This window comes from Dorea sp. AM58-8, from assembly GCF_003464045.1.
In the GTDB taxonomy this organism is placed as follows: domain Bacteria; phylum Bacillota; class Clostridia; order Lachnospirales; family Lachnospiraceae; genus Claveliimonas; species Claveliimonas ammoniilytica.
The window spans coordinates 16732-38388 of the sequence record NZ_QSDM01000015.1 but is presented as its reverse complement, the minus strand read 5'-3'; the positions used below and the strand labels follow the sequence as shown (position 1 = coordinate 38388).

Sequence of the window (21657 nt, the reverse complement as noted above, 5' to 3'; positions counted from 1 at the left end):
CATCTTTTTTAAAATTCTTATACAGTTGTAAACAAGTCGATTACCTGCCCGGTCATAACGAATGGAGCGTCTGCTAACAGATAAACGATTGCTTTTGCTACGTCTTCTGCGTTGCCCATTGCTACACCGTCCTGACCAACGGAATGATTATATACGCGCTGTCCCGGTGTATCTACGATACCAGGTGCTACGGCGTTGCACTGGATACCGTATTCTTTGGTCTGGATCGCAGTTGTCTTCGTCATAGTAACGATACCTGCTTTTGCAACTGCATATGCACCCATCTGAGAGGCGATTCGTCCCATACGGGAAGACACGCTTACAATCTTACCACTATGCTGTTTGATCATTTCCGGAACGACTTTGTTAATGCAAAGGAACGGAATGCGAAGATTGGTCTTGATGATCTGATCCCACTGTTCCTCAGACCATTCCCAGATCTTGATTGCCTGGTGTTCAATATTGTTATAGATCTCTTTAGGATATCCACCGGCATTATTGACCAGAATATCGATTTTACCGTATTTTTCTATAACAGTATCAACCATAGACTGCACCTGTTCACCGTCTGTCAGATCTCTTGAGAGAGAAATGGCTGAGCCGCCGTTATCCTCGATCATCTTTACAGTTTCATCCAGATCTGTCTGCGTTCTGGCAACGGCTACAACAGTAGCCCCTTCAGCAGCGATAGCGAGAGCAGCTTCGCGTCCAATACCTTTACCTGCTCCTGTGACAATAGCAATTTTTCCACTTAATTTGTTCATGATAAATATGTCCTCCTTTAATTTGCTCTGTTTTGTTTATATCATCCGCTTAGGCTCATCAAAGAATTGAAGAGAGGATGGCTCTGCATAACTGTTTCCAATATCGTGTAACAATACCAGATTCAATGTTCCGTGCATATTCTTCTTATCTAAAGAAATGGCTTTGGTCAGACTGCCGAGCGGTAATCCGCATTTGTGTGGCAGTCGGTAAATATTCAACACGTTTAATATTCTTTCAGCAGTACCGGCGTCTGTCAGTCCACGTTCTTCAGCAATGCGGGTGATCTGATACATACCGATGGCAACTGCTTCACCGTGAATCTGCATCTGGTAATTGAAATGCTGTTCAATGGCGTGTGCAAGTGTATGTCCAAAGTTCAGCAGCATACGTCTGCCGGTGTCGAACTGATCTTCTTCTACGATCTCGCGTTTGATGTCTACGCATCTGGTAATTACTTCCGGAAGTACTTTTTTCAGATCCTTAAAGGAAGTGTGGGATGCCAGTGTCTCAAAGAGGTCCGCATCTTCAATACAGCCATATTTGACGACTTCGCCCATACCGTCGATGATGAAACGCTCACTCAGTGTGTCAAGGACTGTAGGATCGATCAGTACCAGGGATGGCTGATAAAATGCACCGACCAGATTCTTGCCCTGTGGAAGATCGACAGCAACCTTGCCGCCTACGGATGAATCTACCTGTGCTAACAGAGAAGTAGGAATCTGCACCAGCTTGATGCCGCGCATATAGGTAGATGCTGCAAATCCTGCGAGGTCTCCGATGACACCGCCACCCAGGGCAATGATCATGTCGGTTCTGGTAAAGTGAGCCTCGGCCATAGCTTCGTAGATCTGAGGCAGAGTCTGGAAGTCTTTGGTCTGTTCGCCGTGTGGCAGTACGATATGATAACATTCCCAATCAGCAAGTCTGGCGGTCAAAGCCTCTCCGTAGATCGGATACACGATATCATCAGAGATGATCATAATTTTGTGACCACGAAAGGCTTCGTGGATATAAGTATCCGCCTGACTCAATATGTTGTTTTTTATATAGATCGGGTAGCTGTTGGCTCCCAGATTTACAGTTAATTTCATGGGTTGATACTCCTTAAACTTCTTTTCCTACTACATGGGCAATCTGTGAAACTTTCCTGACCAGATTGTCGAATTTCTCAGGCTTTAATGACTGGGCACCGTCGCAGAGAGCAGCTTCCGGATTGTTGTGAACTTCAATCATAAGTCCGTCCGCACCTGCAGCTACAGCAGCCATTGCCATAGAATCTACCAGCCACCATTTGCCGCCTGCATGACTCGGATCGATGATGATTGGAAGATGAGTCAGCTTGCGGAGTACCGGGATGCACTGAAGATCCAGCGTGTTTCTTGTATAGGTTTCAAATGTACGGATACCACGCTCGCAGAGAATGACATTTTCATTACCTGCTGCCATAATGTATTCGGCAGACATGATCCATTCTTCGTAAGTTGCATTAAGGCCTCTTTTCAGCAGGATCGGGCGATCGATCTGTCCTAACTGTTTTAACAGATCAAAGTTCTGCATATTGCGGGCACCGATCTGAATCAGGTCAACCTTTTCGTTGAAAACATCCAGATACTGTGGAGACATTAATTCACTTACGATTGGAAGTCCAACCTCCTTTTTGACAGCTTCCAGAATCTCCAGACCTTCCAGCCCAAGTCCCTGGAATGAATATGGACTCGTACGAGGCTTGAATGCGCCGCCTCTTAACAGATTGGCGCCGGATGCTTTAGCAGCCTTTGCGATGCCAAGTACCTGTTCGTAAGTCTCAACAGAACAAGGACCTGCGATCAGCCCAAGGTGATCGCCGCCGATCTTAACTCCTGATACATCGATGATGGAATTCTCCGGATGGAATGCGCGGTTGGCAAGTTTATAAGGTTCCTGCACATGCATAACTCGTTCTACTGAAGGATCTACTTCAAAAAGTCTTGGATCTACCTTAGATGTGTCACCGACACAGCCGATGATGGTCATTTCGTTGCCGACTACCATGTGAGGTGTCAATCCCTTGTTCTTAACCAGTGATTCGACACGAGCGTTATCTTCGGCACTGGTATGTGGTTTTAATACTAAAATCATAATGTAAATCCTCCTTGACATTTGTTGTTTGATATGTGCGTTGGAATGCCCTGTGGATTGCTCCGTGCTGTGTGCACTCTCGCAATCCATGCCCAACATTCATAGACATTCATACTGTAAAATATTCATACTGTAAAATTTTAGTTGTTTAAAGTGTGAAACTAATGGTATGATACAGCCGATCGAAGAGGATGTCAATAGATTTTGCAAAAAATGTGTAGAAGATTGTATACAAATGGGATAGAATAGAACGTAGATTAATGATTGAGAGGAGACTACAATAATGAAAGCGTACGAAAGATTTTTGGAGTATGTTGCAGTATGGACAACAAGTGATGAGAACAGCGATACGGTTCCTTCGGCAGCAAGAGAACTGGATCTGGCGAAGAAACTGGTAGAAGAGATGAAAGGACTTGGCATTGAGGATGCGAGAGTGGATGACAAGGGCTATGTATATGGTTCTGTTCCTGCTACACCGGGATGCGAGGACAAAGCAGCTCTGGGACTGATTGCGCATATGGATACAGCGATGGATGCGTCCGGTAAAGACATCAAGCCACAGCTTATCAAGAACTATGATGGCGGTGATGTGGTGCTTGGAACAAGCGGCAATGTATTATCAGCAGCAGAATTCCCACATCTGGCAGGTCTGAAAGGACGAACTCTGATCACAACAGACGGAACAACACTTCTTGGTGCTGACGACAAGGCTGGTATTGCAGAAATCCTGACAGCTGTAGATGAGATTATAAAGGAAGGACTTCCACATGGTAAGATCTGCATCGGATTCACACCGGATGAGGAAATCGGAAGAGGTTCGGATCATTTTGATGTAGAAGGATTTGGGGCAGATTACGCTTACACATTGGATGGTGACGCAGAGGGTGAGATCCAGTATGAGAATTTTAATGCGTCTACAGGCTTTGTAACATGTCACGGCGTCAGTGTACACACAGGATCTGCAAAGGATATTATGGTGAATTCGCAGACGATCGCAACGGAATTCCACCAGATGCTTCCGGCAGATGAACGTCCGGAGACGACCGAAGGATACGAAGGCTTCTATCATCTGAATGCAATGAGTGGTAATGTAACTACTACGAATATGAAGTATCTCATCCGTGATTTTGATAAGGAGAATTTTGATAAGCGCGCAGAAAAGATGCAGGAGATTGCTGAAGTACTTAATCAGAAATACGGAGAAGGCAGCGTAGAAGTGAAGGTGACGGAGTCTTATCGTAATATGAGGGAGAAGATCGAACCGTGTATGGAGCTGGTAGATATGGCACTTGCTGCGATTAAGAATGTGGGACTGGAACCGGTCGTAGAACCGATCCGTGGAGGCACAGACGGAGCAAGACTCAGCTTCATGGGACTTCCATGCCCGAATCTTGGAACGGGCGGTCACGCATTTCACGGTGTGTTCGAGCACATTACGGTAGAGGGAATGGATCTCGGAGTTAAAATCGTGAAAGATATTGTAAGACAGATTGCAGAATAAACATTTAAAACACAGGGAAAATGTGGAGTTTATACTATTTTAATTGAACCGCGTTCTAGAATATGGTATAGTACGGATTGTCTGCTGTTATTTGGGGAAGTGACAGCGATCATCAAAGTATAGAAGGAGAACAAAAATGGGAGCAACAAAGACAAAAGAGAAACACCCAAAGGGCTTCTATGCGTGCTGTATCACGTTCATGTTTGAACGTCTAGCATTCTATGGGGCAAAGCCGTTGCTGCTCTTATTCCTGATTACTGCTGTGGCAGAAGGTGGTCTGGGAATTGAGAGGACAGACGCGGCGATCATGGCTGCGAATCTGACAGCGTACACTTATATGGCACCGCTGATCGGAGGCGTGATTTCAGACAGATGGCTTGGGGCAAGATATGCCATCTCGCTTGGTTACGTTATTATGGCATTAGGATACATTGTAGGATGGCGGGCAGATAGTCCGGCTATGATTAATGCAATGATCATTCTGGTGTCTATCGGAACAGGTTTATTTAAAGGCAATCTGAACGCATTGATCGGAAGACAGTATCATAACAAGGAATTATTGGATGCGGCATTTTCCATTCAGTATTCCTATGTAAATGTAGGAGCATTTGTGGGATCATTGCTGACAGGCTTCTTGTATCTGCATGTGTTTAAAAAGGGAGATGTACTTGGATTCCGTCAGTGTTTCCTCATGGCAGCACTGTGGTGTATCGTAGGTCTGGTATGGTTTGTGCTGAACTGGGGCAATCTCCAGGGACAGGGCATTAAGCCATTCAAGTACCTGACGGATGAAAAGGGTGAGATCATCGGATCTACACATACTGCTGACGAGGGCGCAGGCAAGAAAGAGCCATTGTCAAAGAAAGAGAAGGAACGAATGGGAGCGATCATTCTGGTATCCGCACTGTCCGTCATCTTCTGGCTGTTCTACTATCAGCAGGATCTGGCACTGGTAATCTACATGACAGACTATGTGAAGATGAGCCTTGGCTCGTTCGAAATTGCACCGTCATGGATCACAACTACATGGAACGGTCTGCTGTGTGTAGTACTTGGTGGCGTTATGGCTGCAATCTGGAAGAAGCTTGCAGAGCGTCCGCAGGGCGATATGAATATGTTCAAGAAAGTCGGTCTGGGATTTCTGTTTGTAGGACTGGCATTCGGTGTAATGGTATTATGCGAATTATTCCGTGGTGTTGGTGCAGGTGCATCTGTTAAGGCAAGTGTACTCTGGCCGATCCTGTTCTCTGCCGTAATTACCATCGGAGAGATGTGCTTCTCGCCACTGCGTAATGCATTCGTAAGTAAATATGCACCGAAGAAATACCTGTCACTGCTGATGGGAGTTATCGCGGTATCTACATTTGTGGCAAATAAACTGAGCCCATATGTACAGGCATTCATTGAGAAATTCGATGTATTCCCGGTATTCGTTGGAATCTTCGTGATCATGATGGCGTTTACTGCATTGCTGTTTGCGGCGAATAAGCAGTTGAATAAACTGGTAGAAGATTAAGAGATATATGAATATCACGCACCATGTTTGTATGGTTGCGTGATATTTTTTTGTGTGCTATCGTAGATGCAGTATATCAGATGGGAGTCAATCTCCCAGCTGATATAGCCTCCGGCAGGATTGCAGAGGTGCGCAGTAGAAGTATGTCATGCAATTGCATGACACGCACCTCGCAGCAAGAACGCCGAGGCATTCTTGAATAGAGAAGATAATTTTCGGGAAAGGATGTTGGGAATGGAACTTAAGATACGTGTAGTCAGTGAGGATGACGCAGAGGCGCTGGTGGAAATATATCGATATTATGTGGAGCATACGGCGATCACTTATGAATGTCATGTGCCGTCCGTGGAGGAATTCCGACAGCGGATACGTCATACATTGGAAAAATATCCTTATCTGGCAGCAGAGTTGGACGGAAAGGTCGTGGGCTATGTTTATGCCTCTCCGCTGAATACCAGGGAATCCTATGACTGGTCGGTAGAGACGTCGATCTATGTGGCAGAGAATGTACGCGGACATGGAATCGGAAGCCGTCTTTATCAGGCACTGGAAGACACGTTGGATGCCATGCACATCATCAATCTGAATGCGTGTATTGCGTATCCGGAAGAACCGGATGAGTATCTTACTAACAATAGTGTAGAGTATCATGAACATCTCGGCTACCGGCTGATCGGAACATTTCACCAGTGTGCGTACAAATTCGGACGCTGGTATCATATGGTATGGATGGAAAAAGCGATTGCAGAGCATCCGGAGACTCCGGAACCTGTGATCTGGTTTCCTGAGTTACAGAATCAATATAGTAAGCAATGTGAAGAGATATGGAAAAGGGCTGCGGAGGATTAATCCGCAAGCCCTTTAAATGTTAAAGTAGAAGTGAATGATTCCGCCATCTGCGTGTAGTGTAGCCCGCCATGCATCAGCCGCATCATTTTTTCTGCACTCTTCAGACCAATCCGGTTGCTCTCGATGCCGGCAAGGTCTGATTTAACTGCATTTTTTAAGGTGATAATCAGCTGCGGCACATTATGACTGTCTGTATTCTGACAGAATGTAATGACGACCGGAGCTTTTTTGTCTCCATATTTGAGAATGTTGGAGAACAGATTGTTAAAGATTCGCTTGATCAGCGCAGGATCGCCTTCAAAATCAGAAAGTGGTTCATCGGGGATCTGAGGTGAAGTCTGAAATCCGGTCAGATGCAGGAAGTCTGCATTTTCCATCAGGTGTTCTAGCAGAAGTGTAGCAGGGAGCCTGCGAAATTCAGGCTGGATGTCCTTTTCATAGACGAGTGCATATTCAAACATCCGGTCTGACATTTCCTGGATATCTTCGGTTTTCTGAATGCAGCGATTCAAGTATTCGGTCTGCATGTCTGCATTTTTTCCGAGACGCAGTATTTCCAGATAGCCTTTCAGTACCGTGAGCGGGGTGCGCAGATCATGGGACATGGCGGTGATCAGATCCTGATTTGCCTGATGACTTTCCTGCTCATTGGTGATTGTTTCGTGCAGTGTAATTCGCAGGTTGTCAAGTTCTCTTGCAAGTATGCCAAGTTCATCTTTGCTGCCGGGGATTACAGGTGTTGTCAGATCACCGGATGCCATGGTCAGGATATGCTGTTCTAATCGATCCACTTCTTTCATTTTGCGGCGGACAAAGAACAGGATGCTTCCAAGGAACAGCGTCAGGCAGCAGATAAGGCAGGCGAAGAAATATGGTGTAATGAAATACGTCTGATGATAGAAATAGACGATGACAGTAGCATATCCATTCTTAAACTTAACCGGCATTTCGAAGCGTTCTTCATTGGCTCCGTCTGTCCATCGGTAGGCAATGTCAAATGGTACACGAAAATTTCGGAATCCATAATCTGGGCATAACGACCGACCAGATATTCCCCTTCGGTCAGAGAATAAAGATATATGCTGGTATATTCGTCTGCTGTTTCATCGAAGAAAGGAGTCAGTGCATCGATTGCCTTGGAATCCGTTTCGGAGGCAGGAAGGTCATAATCAGCAGCTCTATTAAAAAGATTATTCCAGAAATTATCGTCTGCACTCGGCAGTATATCATCAAAAAATCCGGCATCTGACAGTACGTCCCAGACCTTCCATCTGCAGTTCCACATTCCCTGGAAAAGCAGTGCACTTGCAAGCCCGGTGATGATGATCAGAAGCAGAAGTTTAGTACGAATTTTAGTACGGAGCTTATTCACAGCGGTACCCCTTTCCCCAGACGGTTGTGATCAGGGTAGGAGCAGCAGGATCGACTTCAATCTTGCGGCGCAGGTTTCGAATGTGTACCATGATAGAATTGCTGGCACCATAGTAATAAGGCTCATTCCAGACAACTTCGAACAGCCGCTCGGCAGAAAAGATCTGACTAGGATGGGTAACCAGTGTAAGCAGCATGGCATATTCGGTGCTGGTAAGATCTACTGCTTCACCATCCCGGTAAACGGTCTCGGTATTCCTGTCAATATCCAGATTGTGGTAATGGATATTGACAGGGACTTCGGTAATTGTCTCTTCATCCTTTCCTTTATATATCTGGTAACGTCGGATCAATGCCTTTACCCGGCTGATCAGCTCCGGATAGGAAAAAGGTTTCGCCAGATAGTCGTCTCCGCCGCTGGAGAAGCCCAGAGTTTTATCACTGTCTTTGGTGCGGGCACTTAAGAACAGAATTGGAGCATTGGTGAGCTTACGGATCTCCAGACAGGTCTGGTATCCATTCATGCCTGGCATCATAATATCCAGAATAATCAGGTCATAATGCTTTTCTTTCAGCATAGCAAGCGCCTGTGTGCCATCTCCTGCCTGATCGACTGCAAAGCCTTCACCGGTTAATAGTATCTCTATAATCTCCCGGATTTCCGGGTTGTCATCTACTGCCAGAATGTGGGCATCCATAATAAAATCTCCTTTCATATTCGTTCTGCTGATAAGTATACAAGAATTTAATAAAAAATCATTTTAATTTAAGAAACTTTAAGATTTAATTTGACAAATACTTAAGATATGTGAGATAAAATATCCGCCAGAGGTGAATAAGATTATGGATAAGATATCAATTATCGTTCCGTGCTGGAACGAGGAAGCGGCATTGCCGATATATTATAAAGAAATGAGCCGGATCATAGGTCAGATGGATACAGACGTTGAACTAATCTTTGTAGATGATGGCTCTGCAGATAGAACACTGGAGGAAATGAAGAAGCTTCACGAGATAGATGCCCGGTGCAGATACCTGTCATTTTCCAGAAATTTCGGTAAAGAGGCAGCAATCTATGCGGGACTTACACATGCAGAAGGAGATTATATTGCGGTGATGGATGTAGATCTTCAGGATCCGCCGTCACTTTTGCCGGAGATGTACCGGATATTAAAAGAAGAAGATTACGACAGCGTGGCAACGAGACGTTCTACCAGAGCAGGAGAGCCGGTGATACGGTCGTTCCTGTCCAGACAGTTTTATCGTTTTATCAACAAAATATCTAAGACGGAGATTGTAGATGGCGCAAGAGATTACCGCTTGATGAACCGTAAGATGGCAGATGCAGTATTACAGATGAGTGAGTACAACCGTTTTTCCAAAGGAATCTTTGGATGGGTAGGATTTAAGACCAAATGGCTGGACTTTGAAAATGTAGAGCGTTCTGCAGGTGAGACGAAGTGGTCAGTGTGGAAACTGTTCCGTTATTCATTAGAAGGAATCACCGGATTTTCAGTAGTACCATTAGCGCTTGCATCGGTACTGGGAATTCTGTTCTGTGGACTGTCGGCACTGGTGATCCTGGTAATTATTATCCGGACACTTGTATGGGGAGATCCGGTATCCGGATGGCCGTCCATGGCATGTATCGTGTTCATGGTCAGCGGTGTACAGCTCTTGTGCCTTGGAATTCTTGGACAGTATCTGTCTAAGACTTATCTTGAGACTAAGCATCGTCCAATCTATCTGCTTCGGGAATCCAGTGAGGAAGGAGAGACGTATGCAGATCATAAAAGGTAAGAAAAAGATTCGTGGTGTGATCTATCTGCTGCTATGCTTGCTGACCGTATTTGTATGCTGGCTCTTTGTGGGACGAAATGGTGTGTTTGGGGCAAAGGTAGACTGGATCAGCCAGCATAGCGTGATTCCGGATTATTTCAGACAGCAGTTCTATGATACAGGAGAACTGTTTCCGGAGTTTGCAGCCAATCTTGGCGGTGGACAGAATATTTATAATTTTTCCTATTACGGTTTATATAGTCCGGTAATTCTGTTGTCCTATCTGCTGCCTTTTGTAAAAATGGGCGATTATATAATCGCAGTCAGCGTTGCAGGGATCGCAGTATCTGTGTGCCTTCTGTATTACTGGCTTGGCAGACGCGGATTTCCGGAAGAGATAAGACTTGGCGTAGCATTGATGTATATGCTGGCAGGTCCTGTGATCTATCAGTCCTGTCATCAGGTGATGTTTGTCAACTATATGCCGTTCCTTTATATGTCACTGATCGGGGTCGATCGGTATTTTGATAAGAAACGATCGGATCTGTATCTGATCAGTGTATTTCTGATGATTATGACTAGCTTTTATTTCAGTATTGGCGGTATGTTGGCACTGGTGCTCTATGGTGTGTACCGGTATCTGGAAATCACACCAAAGTTCCGGGTACCTGTATTTTTGCGAGATGGAGTTCGCTTTGTGATGCCGATGCTTGCAGCTGTATGTATGAGTGGTATCCTGCTGGTGCCGACGGCAAGAGCCCTTTTTGGGAGAAAGCAGGAAGCAGCCGGCATGAAGATCGGGGAGCTTTTGATACCGCAGTTTCCGCCGCTTCGTGTAGCGTATGGAACTTATGGACTGGGACTTACCACTCTTGCAATTACCGTATTAATTGTCGGACTTACTTACCGAAGATGGAGTGAGCGTGTACTTGCCTGGGGCTGTATGCTGGTTATTAGCCTGCCGGTATTTGCATGGCTTCTGAATGGTGGATTATATATAAGAGATAAGGCTGTCATTCCATTTTTACCGCTGATTTGCTATCTGATCGCGTTATATCTTTGGAAGAATAAGAAACATGAGATTTCATTGCCGGTTAATCTGATTGCCGCAGTGCTTACGCTGGCAGTGATTATGTATGACTATTATGGAAGAAATGCAACGATTTCGTATGAAATGCAGTGGCAGTTGCTCATGTTGGATGGAGTGATCGCATTGATATCCGTTGCTGTATTTTGTTGGAAACGCAGGATAGCGGTCCTGATCGTTCCACCATTGATCTGTCTGACACTGTTTGAAGGTGTGGCCAATGCGTACAGCAGTGAATTGATCGAACCCGCAGAGTATGCGAAAGTGACGGACAGCAGGATTGGAGGTACCGTGAATGATATTCTGCAGCATGATTCTTCCTTTTATCGGATCGAACAGATGGGGAAAGACACGGAAAATGCCGCAGATCTGAACCGGGTATGGGCATCGGGGCAGTGGGTGTCATCCCTTTATTCTTCAGCGTATAATACGGAGTATCAGGATTTTCGCAAGGATACGTTTGAATTGGAACAGCCATACCGCAACAATCTGATGCAGAGTGTGGCGAAGAATCCATTATATCAGCGGTTCATGGGTGTAAAGTATCAGATCAGACAGAAAAAGGACGGAACACCGATCGTAACGGAAAATGCAGGCGTGGCACCGGTGGCCTATGCTACAGACCGTGTGATGGCGGAGGAAGAGTATCGGACACTTGCATTTCCATATAACCAGACTGCGCTGATGAATTACGCTGTAGTAAATGCAAACAGTACAGATAATGCGGAGGCAGATGCGGATGATCAGGGGTGCAAGAGTCTGTTTGAAGCTACGGCAGAAAAAAGTACATTTACGATTCCGAATATGAATACAAAACAGATGAAGATATCAACGGATGCAGATGGTAACATTGAGATTAAGGCAAAGAATAAAACTTCGGTAAATGTATCTGTGCCTGCGGAGACATCGGCATATAGTGAAGCGACAGACTATAATCTATATCTTCAGTTTCAGGTGGACAATCACAGACCGAATCATGATGTGGCAATCTGGGTAAATGGAATCCGTAATAAGCTGAGTTCCGAAAGTCACTTATATTATAATGGAAATACGACATTTACCTACGTGATGACACTTCCGTCAGACCAGACTGATCTGAAGATAACCTTTGGAGCAGGGGAATACGAACTGACAGGAGTACAGTGTTATATGGGATCCGCAAGTGCGTATACGGAGGATATGGAAGAAGATCAGAATCTGTATCAGTCTGCATTTCAGGTGGACAGGGATGATACAAAAGGCAATACGATCGCAGGTAAGATCGATGTACAGAATACCGGATATTTTATTACGTCGATCCCATATGATAAGAACTTTACCATCTATGTGGATGGGGACCAGACAGTGCCTAAAAAGGTGAACACAGCATTTTTAGGATTTCCAATAGAATCAGGCGAACACAGTGTTGTGATCATATATCATGCTTCCGGTGTGGCAGCAGGCAAATTCTTAAGTCTTGTGGGACTTGTGATGATGGCAGTTATTTTTTTAACCGAATCAAGCAAGTCCCCTGCTTCAATTGCTTGTATCAGGAGTGGTGCAAGCCACTCCTGATAAGCTGCAAAGCAGCATTCGGTTATGAGCAAGTAGCGAAGCGGATTGCGAATATCCGCTTGACTAGAGAAGAGACGGACAAAAAGAGGGACTTACTAAGGTAAGTTCCTTTCTTCGTATTGAAATGTTTTTCTGGATTTGGCATAATGGATTCATAGAATAATCTCTAATGGGGAGGATAACATGAAGAGACATGTAAGTTTTATTGCAATATGTATGCTGCTGTGCCTGGCATTGACAGGCTGTGGATCCAAAGCGATCGAAGAGGGTACAACTTACCTGGAGGATGGCAACTATAAAAAAGCTGTCACGAAGTTCAAGGAGGCAGCGGATAAAGGACAGGATACCGGAGAGGCGTACCGCGGCATCGGTATGGCGAAATGGGAACTGGGTGAGTATGAAGCAGCACTCAGTGCATTTCAGTCAGCGCTGGATAATGGTGCGGAGAAGACCGCGGCACTGTATAATTTCCTCGGAAGCTGTGAACTGAAGCTGGATAATCCAAAAGAAGCTCTGAATTATTACAATCTTGGGCAGGAATGTGACGATGCCAGCAAGGAACTGATGCAGGAGATGAAGTATAACGAGATTGTAGCATATGAGAAGCTTGGCAAATGGGAGAATGCCAGGACAAAGCTGAAGGAGTATGTGAAGGATTATCCGGATGACGAACGCGGAACGAAGGAAGCAGAATTTCTGGAGACACAATAACAGAATTACAGAAGGAACAGAACATAGATGTATGAGACAGAACAGAAAAAAGAACGGGTAATTCTGGTGGGAATCAGTTTATCCGATGCAGAGGATGTGGATCAGTCGCTGGATGAGCTGGAAGAACTTGCGCGCACTGCCGGAGCGGAGTGCGTGGGCAGAGTGATCCAGAAGAGAGAACTGATCCATCCGGGAACTTATGTGGGCAAGGGTAAGCTTGATGAGATCCGAGATCTCTTGTGGGAGACAGAAGCAGATGGCATTATCTGTGATGACGAGTTGTCGCCGGCACAGATCGGCAATCTGAAGGATGAGCTGCATACGAAGATCATGGACCGGACGCTGCTGATCCTGGATATCTTTGCCGCGAGAGCATCTACCAATGAAGGTAAGATCCAGGTGGAGCTTGCACAGTTAAAGTATCGTCAGTCGAGACTTACCGGATATGGTACATCACTTTCAAGGCTTGGAGGTGGTATCGGTACCAGAGGTCCCGGTGAGAAGAAGCTGGAGATGGACCGACGACTGATCAAAGGACGAATTGCCAGACTGAACCGGGAACTTACGGAAGTGAAGAATCACAGACAGGTGGCAAGAGAACAGCGGAAGAAGGAGATGCTTCCGGTTATTGCTATTGTAGGCTATACCAATGCGGGCAAGTCGACGCTTCTGAATTATTTGACGGGAGCGGAAGTGCTGGCAGAGAATAAGCTATTTGCCACACTGGATCCGACGACCAGGGGATATCAGCTTGGCAGCGGACAGAAGGTGCTGTTTACAGATACAGTTGGATTTATCCGGAAGCTGCCGCATCACCTGATTGATGCATTTCGCAGTACACTGGAGGAAGCAAAGTACGCAGATCTGATCCTGCATGTGGTGGATGCGTCGAATCCACAGCTGGATGAGCAGATGCATATTGTATATGAGACGTTGCGGGGACTGGGCGTACAGGATAAGCCTGTGATCACCGTGTTTAATAAGCAGGATCTGCTGACAGAGCCTGTGATCTTGCGGGATTTTCAGGCAGATGCGACAGTGCCGATCTCAGCGGCGACAGGAGCGGGGATTGATGCACTGGAGAGCAAGCTGGAAGAGGTGCTCCGGGGACAGAAGGCGTTGGTAGAGTATACATTTCCATATAAAGACGTAGCGAAGATCCAGTTGATCCGCAAGTACGGAGAGCTTCTCAGAGAAGAATATATGGAAGACGGCATTGCTGTGGAAGCCTATGTGCCGATTCCGATATATGGAAAAATATTTGCAGATTCATAGCCTGGAAGAATTGGTTGACAGATTTCAAGACAGATGCCGGGAGGAATATATGGCATTACAATTTGTATTTGGGGGTTCCGGTTCCGGAAAGTCCCACTATTTATATCAGAGAATTATACAGGAGGCAGGGGAACACCCTGCCCTTAATTACATGGTCCTGGTGCCGGAGCAGTTTACGATGCAGACGCAGAAGGACCTTGTTTTGATGAACGAGAAAAAGGGCATTATGAATATCGATGTGTTGAGTTTTGGACGACTGGCATATCGGATTTTTGAAGAGACAGGGAAAGGAAATACGCCTGTGCTGGACGATGAGGGCAAGAACCTGATCTTGCGCAAGATTGCCGGAGACATCGAACCGGAGCTGCGTGTGCTGAAAGGCAACATGAAGCGTCTCGGCTATATCAGTGAGGTGAAGTCGGTTCTGTCGGAGTTCGACCAGTATGATATCGGGGAAGAAGAACTGGACTGCGTGATGAAGCGGGCAGGAGAAGAATCTTATCTGTATTATAAGTTAAAGGATATGAGCCTTATATATAAGAAGTTTCGGGAATATCTCCAGGACAGATATATTACCAAAGAGGAAATTCTGGATGTGCTGTGCAGAACAGTGCCAGAATCGGAACTGCTGAAGCGGAGTGTGGTCGTGCTGGATGGATTTACCGGATTTACTCCGGTGCAGAACAGACTGCTTGCGGAGCTTATGAAGCTTGCCAGAGATGTGATCGTGACAGTAACCATCGATGACAGAGAAGATCCTTACCGTTATACGGATGCCTGCCAGATGTTTGGGATGAGTAAGCATACGGTGACAACACTGACGAGGATTGCAAGAGCGTGCGGTGTGGAGCAGACAGAACCGGTATGGCTCAAAAAGAGACCGTTTTACCGTTTTCGGAAAAGCGAGGCACTTGCCTTTTTGGAGGAGCATCTTTTCCGTTATTCGGGCAGATATTATATCGGGAAGCCGGACACAATCGCGATTCATGAGACCAGAACGCCAAAAGAAGAAGCCTATGCGGCAGCTGCGCAGATCCGCAGGCTTGTGCGGGAAGAGGACATGCGTTACCGGGAGATTGGTGTAGTGGCAACGGATCTTAATGGCTATGGCGATTATCTGGAAGAAGCATTTGCCAAATACAGGATTCCGGTATTCATGGATTATAAGCGGAGTATTCTGCTGAATTCTTTTGTGGAGTATGTGCGAAGCATTTTGAATATGGCGGAGCAGAGCTTTACTTATGAAAGTGTGTTTCGTTTTTTAAGAGCAGGTTATGGACCGTTTACAGATGACGAGGTGGATGAGCTGGAGAACTACTGTCTGGCACTTGGTATCCGTGGGTATAAGAACTGGCAGCAGCGATGGGTGCGCAGAGGCACAGATGTGACAGAGGACGAACTGGAGCATCTGAATCACCTTCGGGTGAAACTGGTGGAGCTGGTGGACGGTCTGCTTTTTGTACTGCGGCAGCGGAAGAAAACGGTGCGTGATATTACCGAGGCACTCTACCGTTTTCTGGAAGAGCAGGAACTGCAGCAGGAATTAAAACGGCAGGAGGATGCATTCACGGAAGAGGGAGAACTTGCGCTTGCCAGAGAATATGCACAGGTATATAGTGCTTTGATTGGTCTCTTCGACAAATTTGTAGAGCTTTTGGGAGACGAACCGGTAACATTAAAGGAATACGTGGAGCTTTTGGATGCCGGACTGAATGAGATTAAGATTGGTGTAATTCCGCCGGGATTGGATCAGGTGATCGCCGGGGATGTACAGCGAACCAGATTAAAAGATATCCGTGTACTGCTGATGCTTGGAGTCAATGATTCGCTGCTTCCGGGCAATCTGATGCGGACAGGACTGTTAAGTGAACAGGACAGAGCGCAGTTTGAGCAGGAAAATCTCTCACTCACACCGGGTGGAAGAGAACAGGCATATATTCAGAAATTTTATCTGTATCTGAATCTGACCAAACCGGAAGAGGAACTGCATCTGTTTTACAGCAGATCGGGAGCAGATGGCAAAGCAAAGCGTCCGGCGTATCTGATCGGTGAGATCCGCAGATTATTCCCGGATGCGCCGGTGATCGATGAGGCGTCAAAGCCGTTAACTGAGCAGGAACTGACGCCGGAGATTGGACTGCAGGCACTGATCCGGGGACTCCGCATGCAGAGTGATGCGGGCGGCAGCAGCTGGATGGAGCTTTATAACTGGTATAAGAAGCATCCCGAATGGGCAGAGAAGATCGGAGACCTTCTGGATGCGTCATTTTATTCTTATCATCCGAAGCAGATCAGTGAGGAAGCTGCAAAGCTCCTTTACGGTACGCATTTCCAGAACAGTATTTCCCGAATGGAGAAATTCTCTGCCTGTGCATTTGCACATTTTCTGACATATGGACTACGCCTGAAGGAACGGAACGAATACGAGTTTCAGCCGCTGGATCTGGGAAATGTCTTTCACAGTGCGATGGAGCGTTATTCCGGTAAAGCGGAAAAAGAAGGCGGATGGACGAAAATAGAAGAAGAGAAGCGGCAACAGCTGGTGCGGGAGAGTCTGGAAGAATCCATTGCGGATTACGGTAATTCTGTATTGTACAGTTCTGCCAGAAATGAATACATGATCACAAGACTTGACCGTCTGCTGAACCGCACGGTCTGGGCACTTACCGAACAGTTAGCCAGAGGTGATTTTAAACCGTCGGCATATGAGATGTCCTTTGGCAGTGGCAAAATCGACCGGATTGATGTGTGCGAGACACAGGATGAAGTCTATGTGAAGGTTATCGATTATAAGACCGGACGGATGGGATTCGATGTGTCAGCACTTTATTATGGATTGCAGTTACAGCTGATGGTGTATATGAATGCGGCAACCGACCACATGAAGAAACGATATCCGGGTAAACAGGTAATCCCGTCGGGCGTATTTTATTACCGGATGAAGGATCCGCTGTTAGAGAAAAATGGCAAAGCAGATCTTGAAAAAAGGCTTTTGAAGGAATTGCGCCCGGACGGCGTGGTGAATCTGGAGCAGAACAGTCTGGAACATCTGGAAAGGGAACGTACAGGAGATTCATTGGCTGTGCCGGTGAAGTTTAATAATGACGGAAGCCTTTCTAAAGTATCCAGAGCGGTCAGCCAGGAAGAATTCCACACCATGATGGAGTATGCGGATCAGAAAGCGGCAGAGATCAGACAGCAGATTGTCCGGGGTGAGGTGGCAGTGCAGCCATATCGCCAGGGTCAAAATCATGAGTGCGAGCATTGTATTTATCAGCAGATCTGTGGATTTGATCCACAGCTTGACGGCTATGAATATCTGGACAGAAAGAAGCTGACGCGCGAGGAAGCGGTTGCAAAGATGCAGAGTGCAGTATCAGGAGAAACAGGAAAGGTACCTGATACTTTTAATAGAAAGGAGGATACGCCATGGGAGTCCAGTGGACCGAAGAACAGCGGCAGGTCATAGAGCTTGGCGGGCGTAATATTCTGGTGTCGGCGGCAGCTGGCTCCGGAAAAACAGCGGTGCTGGTGGAACGAATCATTACCATGCTCACCAGAAAAGAGAATCCTGTGGATGTAGACCGGCTGCTGATCGTGACATTTACCGAGGCAGCAGCGGCAGAGATGAAAGAGCGTATCCGACAGGCAATTGAAGATCAGGCAGAGAAGCGGCCGGAGGATGCGAATCTGAACCGGCAGGCGACATTGATCCACAGTGCGCAGATTACGACCATTCACAGTTTCTGTTTATCCGTAATCCGGGAACATTTTCATACCATTGATCTGGATCCGGCATTTCGGATTGGCGAAGAGGGAGAATTAAAGCTTCTGCGTGGCGATGTGATGCAGGAAATGTTAGAACAGTATTATGAAGAAGCGGATCCGGAGTTCCTGAATCTGGTAGAAAGCTACGGAGGAAGCCGTGATGATAAGAAGATCGAGGAACTGATCGAGCGTCTGTATGAATTTTCGCGCAGCTATCCGGAACCGGACAGATGGCTGGCAGAATGTGTACATGCATACGAAGTAGAGAATATGGAAGAACTGCAGGCGACGGTGTATTATCAGGCAATGCAGAAAAATATGGTGGGCTATATGGCAGGAGCAAAAGAGCTCTTGCGGCAGGGACTTGCTGTATGTATGGCACCGGATGGACCGCAGATGTATATGGATGCGCTGGAAGATGACCTGCGTCAGATTGAACGATTGGAACAGGCAGAAGGATATGAAGAGACTTACGAAGCCATCCAGCGGATTAATTGGAAACGTCTTGCTTCGAATCGCAAGAATCAGGCTTCAGAAGAGAAAGCGAATTTCGTGAAACGAGTGCGGGATAACGTCAAGGACATGATAAAAGACCTGAAGTCGTTGTATTATGAATTACCGGGAGAGGATGTGCTGGCAGAAATCGGACGGTGCAGACCTTATATGCAGATGCTGGCGCGCCTGACAACTGACTTTTCGAAGCGCTTTGAAGAGATAAAACGTTCCCGTAATATGATTGACTTCGATGATATGGAGCAGTATGCCATGCGGATTCTTACCCGCGAAGAGGATGGCAGACTTGTGCCATCCAAGGTGGCGGAGGAGTATCAGAAGCAATTCTATGAGATCATGATCGATGAATATCAGGACAGTAACCTGATACAGGAAACAATTTTGACCAGTGTGTCCGGTAAATGGACGGGCAAAAATAATATCTTTATGGTAGGTGATGTGAAACAGAGTATCTACCGATTCCGTCTGTCCAGACCGGAATTATTTATGGAGAAATACGATTCTTATACATTGACGGATGGACCGGAGCAGAGAATTGATCTGCATAAGAATTTTCGAAGCAGGAAAGAAGTGCTGGCCGGAGCCAATGACATTTTTCGGCAGATCATGATCAGGGATCTGGGCGGTGTAGAATACGATGACCGGGCAGCGTTATATCCGGGGGCAAGTTATCCTGAAATATCAGATCCCCAAGCAGACAATATCCCGGAGCTGATTCTTGTGGATATCGAGGATGATGTGGAATCCGGTGCAGATGTAGAGAAGCTGTCGAATCGTGAAAAGGAAGCATCGGTGATCGCGGGACGGATTCATGAACTGATCCGTCATCAGATAGTGAAGGATAAGAAGACAGAGCAGATGCGACCGGCAGAGTTTCGGGACATCGTGATCCTGACACGTAGCATGAAGGGATATGCGGATGTCTATATGGAAGTTCTGAAAAAAGAGGGAATCCCGGTGTACGCCGGTTCCAGTGAAGGTTATTTCGAGACCAGAGAGATCGGAGTATTGTTAGATTACCTCAGAATCCTGAATAATAAACGGCAAGATGTACCGTTAGCATCCGTTTTGCGGTCGATATTCGGCCATATGACGGATGAAGAACTTGCCCGGATTAAGGGAAACTACAGGGACAAGCCGTTCCATCAGGCGGTAAGCTGTTATGCAAAAGAAGGATCAGATAAAGTTATAAAAAGTAAACTGGTGACATGTCTGGATCAGATGGAACATTTTCGCAGAATGATCCCTTACACGGCACTTCACAGGCTGCTGGATAAGATCATGCAGGAGACCGGTTACCGTGATTATATCTCTGCGCTTCCGGCAGGGGAGCAGAGAGCAGCCAATCTGGATATGTTACTGGAGAAAGCGAGAACCTTTGAGAGTAGCAGCTACAAGGGCGTATTTCATTTTATACGGTACGTGGAACAGCTTCAGAAATACGAGATTGATTACGGGGAAGCCAACACGGCAGATGAACAGTCCAATACTGTGCGGCTCATGAGCATTCACAAAAGTAAGGGGTTGGAATTCCCGATTGTTATTGTGGCAGGCATGGGCAAACAGTTCAACAGGCAGGACAGTAAGGGCGATGTGTTGATGCATGCCTCTCTTGGGATCGGACTGGAAAGCGTGGATCTTGAGACGCGTACCAAATGTCCAACGCTGATCAGAAATGTGATTGCCAGGGAAGAGGTGCTGGAGAGCATGGGCGAAGAGCTTCGCGTGCTCTATGTGGCACTGACCCGGGCGAAAGAGAAGCTGATCGTGACCGGCACGCTGTCAGACCCGGAGACAAAGGTTCGTGAGGCAATGAATCAGGCCTTATATCATAAGGAAAATATGGCGGCTCATCCGACTCCGATGAGCTTTGGACAGCTTGCAGGGGCGAAACGTTATCTGGACTGGATACTTCCGGCGGTGGCAGGAAGAGGAGAGAAAAGTCCATTCCGCATCCAGATCGTGGATATGTCCCAGGTGCGGGGATCGCAGATAGAACAGACCGCGGAGCAGATGGTGACACGTCAGGCATTAGAAAACTGGAATGTGGAAGAAGTCTACGATGAGAAGATGCAGGAGCGTCTGAAACAGCAGTTTTATTATCAGTATCCTTACCGAGATCTGGAAGGAAAAAAGCTGAAATACACCGTATCGGAGTTAAAGAAGCGAGCATATCTGGCAGAGGAAGCGGGAGAGCTTCCATATGAAGACGAACCTGTGGTGCCATTGATCCCAAGATTTCTGCAGGGCGAGGAAGAGATTACCGGAGCACCGCGAGGTACCGCATATCACAGAGTGATGGAGCTTCTGGATTTCACAAAGGAATATGATCTTGAAGGTACAGAGGCAGCGATTGAGAAGATGTGCGAATCCGGACGGATTGCAGGAGAGATGGCAGAGAGCGTGAGGCCGAAAGATATCCTTACCTTTATCCATACAACATCCGGACAGCGCATGAAGCAGGCAGCAGAAGAGAACAAGCTGAGGAAGGAGCAGCCGTTTGTACTGGGAATTCCGGCGCGGGACATTTATCCGGAGATGACAGAAGAGGATGAGACCATGCTGGTACAGGGAATCATCGATGTCTGTTTTGAGGAAGACGGGGAACTCGTGGTACTCGATTATAAGACCGATAAGATCTGGTCGGAACAGAAACTTCTGGATAAATACCAGTCCCAGCTTGAGTATTATGCAAGGGCGCTGGAGCAGATTACCGGAAAGAAAGTACGGGAAAAAATCATATATTCATTTACCATGCAGAAAGAGCTTGCGTGGAAGTAAAGTGTATGAATAGACGATAATGAATCTGTCAATACTTCCTGTAGAATCAGGAAAGGGGCAGATAAT

At 46.5% G+C, this 21657-nt stretch carries 15 protein-coding genes; 9 read left to right on the top strand and 6 right to left on the bottom strand.

The features are described from left to right. Window positions 1-17: 17 nt before the first annotated feature. Genes DXA18_RS11235 through aroF form a run of 3 tightly spaced genes read right to left on the bottom strand, consistent with a single transcriptional unit; the run spans window position 18 to window position 2886 of the window. Window positions 18-764 (bottom strand): SDR family NAD(P)-dependent oxidoreductase, encoded by a 747-nt coding sequence (locus tag DXA18_RS11235; RefSeq protein WP_118383962.1) that lies wholly within the window; start codon window positions 762-764, stop codon window positions 18-20. A 36-nt stretch (window positions 765-800) separates the two neighbouring features. Continuing rightward, the gene (gene aroB / locus DXA18_RS11230) at window positions 801-1859 is read right to left on the bottom strand and encodes a 3-dehydroquinate synthase (RefSeq protein ID WP_118383961.1); all 1059 of its coding nucleotides are present in this window, start codon (window positions 1857-1859) and stop codon (window positions 801-803) included. Window positions 1860-1872: 13 nt separating this feature from the next. Continuing rightward, complete coding sequence (gene aroF, locus DXA18_RS11225; RefSeq protein ID WP_118383960.1) at window positions 1873-2886, bottom strand: 3-deoxy-7-phosphoheptulonate synthase; 1014 nt, start codon at window positions 2884-2886, stop codon at window positions 1873-1875. A gap of 283 nt (window positions 2887-3169) precedes the next feature. Here aroF and pepT point away from each other — a divergent pair, with 283 nt between their 5' ends. From pepT to DXA18_RS11210, 3 genes are all read left to right on the top strand, one after another. Further along, window positions 3170-4387 (top strand): peptidase T, encoded by a 1218-nt coding sequence (gene pepT, locus DXA18_RS11220; protein ID WP_118383959.1) that lies wholly within the window; start codon window positions 3170-3172, stop codon window positions 4385-4387. Window positions 4388-4523: 136 nt separating this feature from the next. Then, window positions 4524-5903, top strand: a complete 1380-nt coding sequence (locus DXA18_RS11215; protein ID WP_118383958.1) for a peptide MFS transporter — start codon at window positions 4524-4526, stop codon at window positions 5901-5903. Window positions 5904-6137: 234 nt separating this feature from the next. Continuing rightward, on the top strand, window positions 6138-6752 hold the full coding sequence (locus DXA18_RS11210) for an N-acetyltransferase family protein (protein WP_330424555.1): 615 nt from the start codon (window positions 6138-6140) through the stop codon (window positions 6750-6752). Here DXA18_RS11210 and DXA18_RS11205 read toward each other — a convergent pair. The 3 genes from DXA18_RS11205 to DXA18_RS11195 are packed head-to-tail and all read right to left on the bottom strand — an operon-like array spanning window position 6749 to window position 8821. Beyond that, on the bottom strand, window positions 6749-7699 hold the full coding sequence (locus DXA18_RS11205) for a HAMP domain-containing sensor histidine kinase (RefSeq protein ID WP_118383956.1): 951 nt from the start codon (window positions 7697-7699) through the stop codon (window positions 6749-6751). The two genes, DXA18_RS11210 and DXA18_RS11205, sit on opposite strands and share 4 nt — an antisense overlap. Beyond that, entirely contained in the window at window positions 7594-8124 is a 531-nt protein-coding gene (locus DXA18_RS11200) for a hypothetical protein (RefSeq protein WP_118383955.1), read from the bottom strand. The genes DXA18_RS11205 and DXA18_RS11200 overlap by 106 nt, the downstream gene beginning before the upstream one ends. Then, complete coding sequence (locus DXA18_RS11195; protein WP_118383954.1) at window positions 8117-8821, bottom strand: response regulator transcription factor; 705 nt, start codon at window positions 8819-8821, stop codon at window positions 8117-8119. The genes DXA18_RS11200 and DXA18_RS11195 overlap by 8 nt, the downstream gene beginning before the upstream one ends. 145 nt (window positions 8822-8966) lie before the next feature. Between DXA18_RS11195 and DXA18_RS11190 the strand changes: the two genes are divergently transcribed. From DXA18_RS11190 to addA, 6 genes are all read left to right on the top strand, one after another. After that, the gene (locus DXA18_RS11190) at window positions 8967-9923 is read left to right on the top strand and encodes a glycosyltransferase family 2 protein (RefSeq protein WP_118383953.1); all 957 of its coding nucleotides are present in this window, start codon (window positions 8967-8969) and stop codon (window positions 9921-9923) included. Further along, window positions 9904-12543 carry a YfhO family protein gene (locus tag DXA18_RS11185; protein ID WP_118383952.1) on the top strand — a complete coding sequence of 880 codons (2640 nt, stop codon included), beginning with the start codon at window positions 9904-9906 and terminating at the stop codon, window positions 12541-12543. Before DXA18_RS11190 ends, DXA18_RS11185 begins: the two co-directional genes overlap by 20 nt. 183 nt (window positions 12544-12726) lie before the next feature. After that, window positions 12727-13254, top strand: coding sequence for a tetratricopeptide repeat protein (locus tag DXA18_RS11180; RefSeq protein ID WP_118383951.1), 528 nt, complete (start codon window positions 12727-12729; stop codon window positions 13252-13254). Between the two features lie 27 nt (window positions 13255-13281). After that, window positions 13282-14529 (top strand): GTPase HflX, encoded by a 1248-nt coding sequence (hflX, locus tag DXA18_RS11175; RefSeq protein WP_118383950.1) that lies wholly within the window; start codon window positions 13282-13284, stop codon window positions 14527-14529. 49 nt (window positions 14530-14578) lie between these two features. Further along, window positions 14579-17998 (top strand): helicase-exonuclease AddAB subunit AddB, encoded by a 3420-nt coding sequence (gene addB / locus DXA18_RS11170; RefSeq protein WP_118383994.1) that lies wholly within the window; start codon window positions 14579-14581, stop codon window positions 17996-17998. Further along, entirely contained in the window at window positions 17959-21591 is a 3633-nt protein-coding gene (gene addA, locus DXA18_RS11165; protein WP_118383949.1) for a helicase-exonuclease AddAB subunit AddA, read from the top strand. The genes addB and addA overlap by 40 nt, the downstream gene beginning before the upstream one ends. The last annotated feature ends 66 nt before the right edge of the window (window positions 21592-21657 follow it).

Coding starts and splice junctions, on each gene's coding strand:
- DXA18_RS11210 (WP_330424555.1), top strand. CDS start 6,138: ATGGAACTTAAGATACGTGTAGTCAGTGAGGATGACGCAGAGGCGCTG.
- DXA18_RS11190 (WP_118383953.1), top strand. CDS start 8,967: ATGGATAAGATATCAATTATCGTTCCGTGCTGGAACGAGGAAGCGGCA.
- DXA18_RS11205 (WP_118383956.1), bottom strand. CDS start 7,699: ATGCCGGTTAAGTTTAAGAATGGATATGCTACTGTCATCGTCTATTTC.
- addA (WP_118383949.1), top strand. CDS start 17,959: ATGGGAGTCCAGTGGACCGAAGAACAGCGGCAGGTCATAGAGCTTGGC.
- pepT (WP_118383959.1), top strand. CDS start 3,170: ATGAAAGCGTACGAAAGATTTTTGGAGTATGTTGCAGTATGGACAACA.
- DXA18_RS11235 (WP_118383962.1), bottom strand. CDS start 764: ATGAACAAATTAAGTGGAAAAATTGCTATTGTCACAGGAGCAGGTAAA.
- DXA18_RS11185 (WP_118383952.1), top strand. CDS start 9,904: ATGCAGATCATAAAAGGTAAGAAAAAGATTCGTGGTGTGATCTATCTG.
- hflX (WP_118383950.1), top strand. CDS start 13,282: ATGTATGAGACAGAACAGAAAAAAGAACGGGTAATTCTGGTGGGAATC.
- DXA18_RS11180 (WP_118383951.1), top strand. CDS start 12,727: ATGAAGAGACATGTAAGTTTTATTGCAATATGTATGCTGCTGTGCCTG.
- aroB (WP_118383961.1), bottom strand. CDS start 1,859: ATGAAATTAACTGTAAATCTGGGAGCCAACAGCTACCCGATCTATATA.
- DXA18_RS11195 (WP_118383954.1), bottom strand. CDS start 8,821: ATGGATGCCCACATTCTGGCAGTAGATGACAACCCGGAAATCCGGGAG.
- addB (WP_118383994.1), top strand. CDS start 14,579: ATGGCATTACAATTTGTATTTGGGGGTTCCGGTTCCGGAAAGTCCCAC.
- aroF (WP_118383960.1), bottom strand. CDS start 2,886: ATGATTTTAGTATTAAAACCACATACCAGTGCCGAAGATAACGCTCGT.
- DXA18_RS11215 (WP_118383958.1), top strand. CDS start 4,524: ATGGGAGCAACAAAGACAAAAGAGAAACACCCAAAGGGCTTCTATGCG.